General features: G+C 58.9%; 10 protein-coding genes. 9 read left to right on the top strand and 1 reads right to left on the bottom strand.

Annotated features, from left to right (window positions below; translation table 11 throughout):
• Positions 1-373, bottom strand: a 373-nt coding sequence (locus tag AB7F49_RS36305) for a DUF6428 family protein (protein ID WP_428531841.1), incomplete at its 3' end; no start/stop codon positions are given.
• 45 nt (positions 374-418) lie between these two features.
• On the opposite strand from AB7F49_RS36305, the gene AB7F49_RS36300 reads away from it, so the two are divergent.
• From AB7F49_RS36300 to AB7F49_RS36260, 9 genes are all read left to right on the top strand, one after another.
• A complete protein-coding gene (locus AB7F49_RS36300; protein WP_428531839.1) occupies positions 419-784 on the top strand; it encodes an ArsR/SmtB family transcription factor in 366 nt (121 codons plus the stop codon).
• On the top strand, positions 777-1,304 hold the full coding sequence (locus AB7F49_RS36295) for an arsenate reductase ArsC (protein WP_428531836.1): 528 nt from the start codon (positions 777-779) through the stop codon (positions 1,302-1,304). Before AB7F49_RS36300 ends, AB7F49_RS36295 begins: the two co-directional genes overlap by 8 nt.
• A complete protein-coding gene (locus tag AB7F49_RS36290) occupies positions 1,305-2,003 on the top strand; it encodes an aquaporin (RefSeq protein ID WP_428531833.1) in 699 nt (232 codons plus the stop codon).
• Positions 2,000-2,425: an arsenate reductase (glutaredoxin) gene (arsC, locus tag AB7F49_RS36285; protein WP_428531830.1), complete on the top strand. Its 426-nt coding sequence runs from the start codon at positions 2,000-2,002 to the stop codon at positions 2,423-2,425. Before AB7F49_RS36290 ends, arsC begins: the two co-directional genes overlap by 4 nt.
• Complete coding sequence (gene arsH / locus AB7F49_RS36280; RefSeq protein ID WP_428531827.1) at positions 2,418-3,128, top strand: arsenical resistance protein ArsH; 711 nt, start codon at positions 2,418-2,420, stop codon at positions 3,126-3,128. The genes arsC and arsH overlap by 8 nt, the downstream gene beginning before the upstream one ends.
• A complete protein-coding gene (locus AB7F49_RS36275) occupies positions 3,125-4,309 on the top strand; it encodes an MFS transporter (protein WP_428531824.1) in 1,185 nt (394 codons plus the stop codon). Before arsH ends, AB7F49_RS36275 begins: the two co-directional genes overlap by 4 nt.
• A gap of 235 nt (positions 4,310-4,544) precedes the next feature.
• Complete coding sequence (locus AB7F49_RS36270; RefSeq protein ID WP_428531821.1) at positions 4,545-5,006, top strand: LexA family protein; 462 nt, start codon at positions 4,545-4,547, stop codon at positions 5,004-5,006.
• A 6-nt stretch (positions 5,007-5,012) separates the two neighbouring features.
• The gene (locus tag AB7F49_RS36265) at positions 5,013-6,275 is read left to right on the top strand and encodes a Y-family DNA polymerase (RefSeq protein ID WP_428531818.1); all 1,263 of its coding nucleotides are present in this window, start codon (positions 5,013-5,015) and stop codon (positions 6,273-6,275) included.
• Between the two features lie 60 nt (positions 6,276-6,335).
• A partial coding sequence (locus AB7F49_RS36260) for a hypothetical protein (RefSeq protein ID WP_428531815.1) occupies positions 6,336-8,040 on the top strand: 1,705 nt, incomplete at its 3' end.

The raw sequence follows: 8,040 nt of genomic DNA, 5'->3' as shown, positions 1-8,040 counted from the left end.
TCTCATCCGCTTTGTAAAGCTGCATCGGCTTCACGCCATCACTGACTTCGAAGGTCAACTTCGCGTCCAGTGAGAACGGCACCGCTTCCGTGACCTTGCGCATGATCGCAAGGAATTTCCCGACCGGCATGTGACCGCGGTTGTCTTCAACGATGTCCCAGAGCTGGATGAACGTCTCATGCCAGCTTTCAGGGTTCGCGCCACAATCGAGCGCGTTAAAGTGTCCGCTCTTCACCTCAGTGACGTGGTAGCTCGGCTTCACGTCTTGGCCGTCATAGTGAAACACGAGGGCTTTGTCCTTGTGTCCGGCCAGCGTGTCGAGCAACGCGGCGGTCGTAATTTCTTCAGGAAGGGTCTTGGCAGGGGCGAGCATAAGCGTTATCCTCATTTCAATATCTCTTGAAATATTGGATCATCGATGAAAGAACGTCAAGCGCAATCAGCCTTTGCGGCCCTCTCGCAGGAAACGCGGCTGCGCATCGTGCGGATGCTGGTGAAGGCCGGGCCGGACGGCATGGCTGCCGGTGCGGTGGCGCAGGAAGCGGAAGTCTCCAGCTCGAACGTCTCGTTCCATTTGAAGGAGCTGGAGAACGCCGGGCTGATTTCATCCCGCCGCGAAGCGCGTTCGATTATCTACGCCGCCGACTACGAGACGCTCTCGGGTCTGATCCAGTTCCTGATGGAAGACTGCTGCGCAGGTCATCCGCAAATCTGTACCCCTGCGATAGCGCAAACCTGTTGCACGCCAGCCCCCGCCAAGAAGAGGAAGAAAGCCTATGCCTGAGCGCACATACAACGTCTTGTTTCTCTGTACCGGCAACACCGCGCGTTCGATCCTTGCAGAATCGATCCTGCGCAAGGACGGCCACGGTCGCTTCAACGCTTATTCAGCGGGAAGCACACCCAAGGGCACCGTCAATCCATTCGCCATCAAGGTTCTGAACGCGCTCGATTACCCGGTAGATGGTCTGCGCTCAAAGAGCTGGCAGGAGTTCGCGGGCTCCGACGCGCCCGTGATGGATTTCGTCTTCACCGTCTGCGACAACGCGGCGGGCGAAGCGTGCCCGGTGTGGCCCGGCCAGCCGATGACGGCGCATTGGGGCATTGAAGACCCGGCGGCCGTCCAGGGACCGGACATCGTCATCGAGAAAGCGTTCTCGGACGCAGCGCGTTACTTGAAGAACCGCATTTCACTGTTCGCCAATCTGCCGCTCGAAAGCCTCGATAAGCTGTCGCTCGGCACGAAGCTGCGCGAGATCGGCAGTGCGGAGGGCTCGACCGATCAACGGTCGCGTGCGGGCTAGATGCAGGGCTTTCCTTTCTCCCGCCGTCTGTTCGCAGAAGCATTAGGTTCGGCCTTGCTGGTCGCCACGGTCGTGGGTTCGGGCATCATGGCCGAGACGCTGACCAAGGACACCGCGCTTGCGTTGCTTGGCAACACGATCCCCACGGGCGCGATCCTTGTCGTTCTGATCACGATCTTGGGCCCGATCTCGGGGGCGCATTTCAACCCGGCTGTCTCGCTGGTCTTCACCCTGAAAGGTGTCCTGTCACCGCGCGATTGCGCAGGCTACATCGTCGCGCAAATCCTCGGTGCTATTGCCGGGACGATCCTCGCGCACGCGATGTTCGGCCTGCCGCTGGTCGAATTCTCCACCAAGATACGTACCGGGTCGCCGCAATGGCTGGCTGAAGCCGTCGCCGCCTTTGGTCTGATCGCGGTCATTCTGGGCGGCATTCGTTTCGAGCACAGGTCAGTGCCGTGGCTGGTCGGGCTCTACATCACGGCGGCGTACTGGTTCACGGCTTCGACATCCTTCGCCAACCCTGCCGTTGCCATTGCTCGCTCACTGACCAACACGTTTTCGGGCATCCGCCCGGTCGATCTGCCGGGCTTCATCATCGCCGAACTGATCGGCGCGGTCGCCGGGCTGGTGGTGATGGCGTGGCTGCTCAACGAGAAAATCACGAACAAACCCTTGGCGAAAGAAGCGCAGCTATGAGCGTTACGATTTATCACAACCCTGATTGCGGCACGTCCCGCAACACGCTGGCGATGATCCGGCAAAGCGGTGAAGAGCCGACCGTGATCGAATATTTGAAGAACCCACCGACGCGGGAGCGTCTACTGGAATTGATGGACGCGATGCAAATCACGCCGCGCCAGCTCCTACGCGAAAAAGGCACGCCTTACGCGGAGCTAAATCTGGGCGATCCCACATGGAGCGACGACCAGCTCATCGACTTCATGATGGCGCATCCCATCCTTATCAACCGTCCGATTGTCGTGACGGACAAGGGCGTGCGCCTGTGCCGTCCTTCGGAAGCTGTGCTGGACCTTCTGGATCGTCCGCTGACTAGTTTCACTAAAGAAGACGGCGAAGTCGTCGTGCAAAAACCAAAGCCGCCGAGTCCGCATGTCTGATTTGAAAAGCCTTCCCAATATCGTCAATGACGCTTTCGCGATGCCGGACGCGGACAAACTGAAGGCGCAAAACACGCACAAGCCCCGCATTCTTCTCCTGTACGGATCGCTGCGCGAACGCTCCTACAGCCGCTTTGCGACGCTAGAAGCGGCGCGCCTGCTGGAATCGTTCGGCGCGGAAGCGCGCATATTCGATCCGACCGGCCTGCCATTGCCAGATGGGGCGCCGGTCGATCATCCCAAGGTTCAGGAACTACGGGACCTCGTGACCTGGTCAGAAGGTCAGGTCTGGTGCAGCCCGGAACGCCACGGCGCGATGACCGGCGTGATGAAATCGCAAATCGACTGGATACCGCTTGCGCTCGGCGCGGTGCGCCCGACGCAGGGCAAGACCTTGGCGGTCATGCAGGTCAGCGGCGGCTCCCAGTCGTTCAACGCCGTGAACCAGTTGCGCGTGCTGGGGCGATGGATGCGGATGATTACGATCCCCAACCAGTCATCCGTCGCGAAGGCTTACGAAGAATTCGACGAGGCCGGGCGCATGCGGGCATCGTCCTACTACGACCGTATCGTGGACGTGATGGAAGAACTTGTGAAATTCACGCTCCTGACGCGAGGCGTCTCCGACCACCTGACGGACCGTTACAGCGAACGCAAAGAAGAAGTGGGTAAGCAACACCGCCAGCGTCTTGAGGCGATGTGAGCGGCCCCCGGTCCCGAAGCGTCGTCATCACGCTGGGTATCTTCCAAATCCTCGCATGGGGTTCGTCGTTCTATCTCCTGACCGTATTGGCACCCGCGATCATCGCGCAGACGCAGTGGCCGTCTGCGTTCGTGGTCGGCGGCCTGTCCATGGCGTTGCTGGTGGCCGGTCTCGTGTCGCCGCGCATCGGGCATACGATCCAACGCTTCGGCGGACGGCCCGTATTGGCGGCAAGCTCGGTCCTGTTTGCAATCGGCCTAATAACCCTCGCGCTTGCCCCCGTGCTGCCGGTCTATCTCGCTGGCTGGTTCGTGATCGGCCTTGCGATGGCCGCTGGTCTCTACGACCCGGCCTTTGCGACCTTGGGCCGCCACTACGGCGAAGACGCGCGGCGCATGATTACCGCCGTGACGTTGTTCGGCGGTTTCGCCAGCACGGTTTGCTGGCCGCTGACAGCTTGGCTGCTTGAACAATACGGCTGGCGGGCAACATGCGCGGTCTATGCCGGTCTTCACGCCTTCGTCGGTCTGCCGTCCTATCTATTGCTTCTGCCGAAAAACCCACCTGAGCTGATCGCGAACGACAAAGTCAAGGAAGCGGGCAAATCAGAGTTGCCACAAGCTCAACAGTTTCCGGCACTGGTGCTGCTCGGCATCATCCTGACGCTCGGGGCCGTCATCCTGTCCATGGTCTCAACGCATCTGGTCACGCTGCTGCAAACGCGCGGCATCGAACTCGCCGCTGCCGTGGCCTTGGGCGCATTGATCGGACCGTCCCAAGTTTCTGCCCGCGTCATAGAGATGACGATTGGCCGTCGCTTTCATCCGCTCTGGACCATGCTCATCGGCGTGATCCTCGTCGCGCTCGGCATCCTGCTTCTGTGGTCGGGGCTTCCGCTGATTGCGGCTGCGCTGATCGCCTACGGCGCGGGCAACGGCATCAGCTCAATCGTGCGCGGCACGGTGCCGCTCGTTCTGTTTGGTCCGTCGCGCTATGCGGTCTTGATGGGAAAGCTCGGCCTGCCGATCCTGATTGGCATGGCGGCGGCTCCGACGCTCGGCGCGTTGCTGATCGACGCCGGCGGCGCGCGTCTGGCTTACGGAACCCTGAGCGTGATTTCTCTGCTCAATGTCGTCCTGTCGGTTGTTCTGCTGCGCTTCTGCACGGTCGCCAAAGCCTGAGCGGCTAAGTTCCTTCCGATTCGTTCCAACCCTTGTCCCTAACCAGACCAAGGTAATGCCGCTTTCCCCCGCAGAAATGCAGGGGCTGGCAGAACGTGCTGGACAAGCGTCTGACCTTGCCCCGAATATCTGTAACAGAAATTCGGGGAGCGGCATGGGACAGGTACTACGCAGAAGAGGACGGCCTTCCGGGCAACCGACGACCGTCATACGGCTGCCGGTCGATGTCGCGAAGATGGCGCGTGTCATCGCGGCCCGGGGATTACATACGGGTGATATCCAGTCCCTGATCGACATTGAGGCGCGTATGACGATGCGCGTCCCGTTCGCGAGCGGGAATGTGCCAGCGGGATTTCCGTCTCCTGCCGACGATTACATGGATCGTCCGCTCGATTTCAACGAGCTGCTGATTGAGAACCCGGCCTCAACCTTCGCTGTGCGCGTTGCGGGCGAAAGCATGACCGGCGTCGGTATCTTCCCGGGCGACATCGCGGTCGTGGATCGCTCGCGTAATCCGAAGGACAAGAGCGTGGTCCTCGCTCTGGTGGACGGCGGCTTCACGCTCAAACGTTACCGTAAACGCGGTGCGCGGGTGTGGCTGCAAGCCGAGAACCCGACCTACAAGGACACAGAAATCACGGAAGACATGTCGTTCGAGATTTGGGGCGTCGTCACGAATTCCATTCGTATGCTCTGACCCTGCATGTCCCAGATATTCGCGCTCGTTGATTGCAACAACTTCTACGCATCGTGCGAGCGGGTCTTCCAGCCGGGCTTGCGCGGCAAGCCTGTTGTCGTCCTGTCCAACAATGATGGCTGCGTCATCGCCCGGTCGAACGAGGCCAAGGCCCTTGGTGTGGAAATGGGTGCGCCTTGGCACCTGAGCCGCGAGCTATTCGAGCGCGAAGGCGTTGTCGTACGGTCCAGCAACTACACGCTCTACGGCGATATGAGCGGGCGCGTCATGCAAGTCCTGTCCCGCTTCACGCCAGACCTCGAAGTGTATTCCATTGATGAGGCATTCCTGGGCCTTGCCGGGTTCGACAACCGGCTTCAACAGCACGGTGCCGATCTGCGACATACGGTCCTGCAATGGACCGGCATCCCGGTATCGGTCGGGATCGCCCCGACCAAGACGTTAGCCAAGGTCGCGAACCGCTTTGCAAAAAAAGACCTCGACCGTGCAGGGGTCTACGTAATGACCGAGGAAGCCGAGATTGAACGCACCCTCTCCCGTATGACGCTGACCGATCTTTGGGGCGTGGCTGGCCGCATGGCGCAGCGTCTGACCGACTTAGGAATTACAACCCCGCTGAAACTGCGCGAATGCGACCCGGCATTTATCCGCGAACGGTTCAGCGTCGTGATGCAGCGCATGGTCTTGGAGCTGCGCGGCGTGTCCTGCCTCGATCTGGAGGATCATGTGCCAGACCGCAAAAGCATCATCGCGTCCCGCTCGTTCGGCAGGCCGATCACGTCTTTACAGGAAATGGAGGAAGCGGTCGCCAGCTACGTGGCACGGGCAGCGGAGAAGATGCGCCGCCAGAACCTAGCGACCGCGCATCTGTCTGTCTTCGTGGAGACCAACCGCTTCAAGCCCACCGACCCGCAATACAACGTAACACGCGCGATCCGCCTGCCGGTCGCGAGCGCAGACACCGGCACACTCGCCAAGGCGGCGAACACCGTCATACGCGCCATCTACAAAAGCGGCTTCCGGTACAAGAAAGCGGGCGTGATGTTGCTCGATCTCGCCCCGGCAGAGCGTGTGCAAGGCGATCTCTGGACCGCGCCGGACAACAGCCGGTCCAAATCGCTTATGAAAGCCCTCGATAGTCTGAATGCGTATTACGGTCGCGGTACCCTGACATACGCATCATCCGGCAGGCGGCAGGCTTGGAAGCTGCGGCGAGATTACATTTCGCCGCGCTATACAACGAGCTGGGAAGAGTTGCTTCGAGTGTAATACCTCGAAGCGATATTGTTTTTTCTTTACTTTTCCAGCGCAAAACTTTGATGCTGCGACATGGATTGTCCAAAGATTTCAGACACGATTATTTTCGCTGACGATGCACAGCTCGCCGCAAAGCTGTCGTGCGCTTTCGCACGGCGCGGATCGTATCTCCCGGTATGCGATGGTCCGCGTATTCAACGCCCTGACAAAGATGCTGAGGTGGTGCGGCGACACAATCTGGTAGCGCGGTCCAAGTCGAAGAACGTGTTCGTGGCAGGATTGTCTGACGAGTCCGCCGATCTTATGAGACTTTCGGTATCGCGTGCTAAAGGCATTCAATTTCGCCGAATAGATAGCGACATAGACTTACCGACAATGTCATCCAACATCGACCAGGAGCCCTTGGTGTGGGGCGCAGACAGGATTGGAATTGGCCTGTTACAGGCCCTTCGTGAAAGGCGTGGTATTAAGTTCGAAAAACACTCGTCGCCAACTCATTCTGTTCCATCGAAGAGCGGCCATCTTGTGGTCTGCGAAGACGGCGAGGAAATCTCTCAAGTCATCGCTGCTAATTACGCGTACGCCCTAGATGCGGGATTGCACCTTATTCCCGCCGTCACCCGCGAACGCGTGGATGACATCTTGGAAGCGTTTTACAAGTTAAGCGACAAGGACTCGGGCGTCTCGCCCGCAGAAGCTCAACGGAGGTTACGTGAAGAACTTTTGACCATGTGTGGCTCTCTTCCGATCCCGGAAAAAGGGTCCATCACATTTATAGGCGGGTTGCCTTACGGATTTTCTTACCCTGAGTATCCCACCACGCATTTGTTTGATTACCCGGATTTAGGCTGCGCAGTCGTAAATGGCTTCGCAGCAGAGCAGGAAGGAACCGCCGGGACAGGTGTCGTCACACTCGTAGATCCCGGGACGACTCCAGCTCCCGAAATCGAGGCTGCGGTGCGCTTACTTGAGCCGCGACGAGCGTTCGTGCGAGTTTATAAAGACGGTGGCGCAAACGTTAGGCACGTATCGGAAATGCTCGAGCATTTTCCTTTCGACCTTTTGGTAATCGCGACACATTGCGGCGACAGCAACGGATATAGATGGACGTATGAGTTTACCGATTCCGAAGGCATCGCGCGCGTGCTGGTAGTAGACATTGCCATTGGCATCGCTCGAACAGATGATCCGGAAATGCTCAAAGTTGGTCAATTCATCCGGTTTATCTCGTTGGACGGCGTTGATTGGTCCGATCCCGGGGCAAAAGCGAAGTTGCATGTTGGGACTGCAATGTGGGACTTCACTCGACTGACCGCACAAGGCCCAAACGAACTTAAGCCGGTAAAGAAAGAAACGGTGCCGCGTGTAGTGGGATCATCTGCAATGAAAATGTCGGACAGCAATTTGCTTTTCGCATTTCAAACGATTGCAGACGTCGGGACGCCGGTGATCGCAAACAACGCCTGTCTGTCGTGGCATCGCCTAGCGGGAGATATGACTTTCGCCGGGGCACGCGCATACGTTGGCACGCTGTTCGAAGTCTTACCTTTTGAGGCGGAAGCGGTCGTGTTGAAAATTCTAGACAAACACTGGGGAAAGCCGTTGCCCGTCGCCGTCTGGGCAGCTCAACGGGACGTCTATCAAAGCGTCCCGCGAAGTCCTTATGTGGTGTCAGGTGTATTTCCGCAGAGGGTGCGGGTTATAGCGATCAACTACCCGCTGAAAATCTATCGGCGACTCGCACGTGGCCTGACAGCTTGGGCGGCGCGTCGGATAG

Origin of the sequence: Pseudorhodoplanes sp., assembly GCF_050250235.1 — a bacterium.
GTDB lineage: Bacteria > Pseudomonadota > Alphaproteobacteria > Rhizobiales > Xanthobacteraceae > Pseudorhodoplanes.
This window is presented reverse-complemented; position numbering and strand designations above follow the sequence as displayed.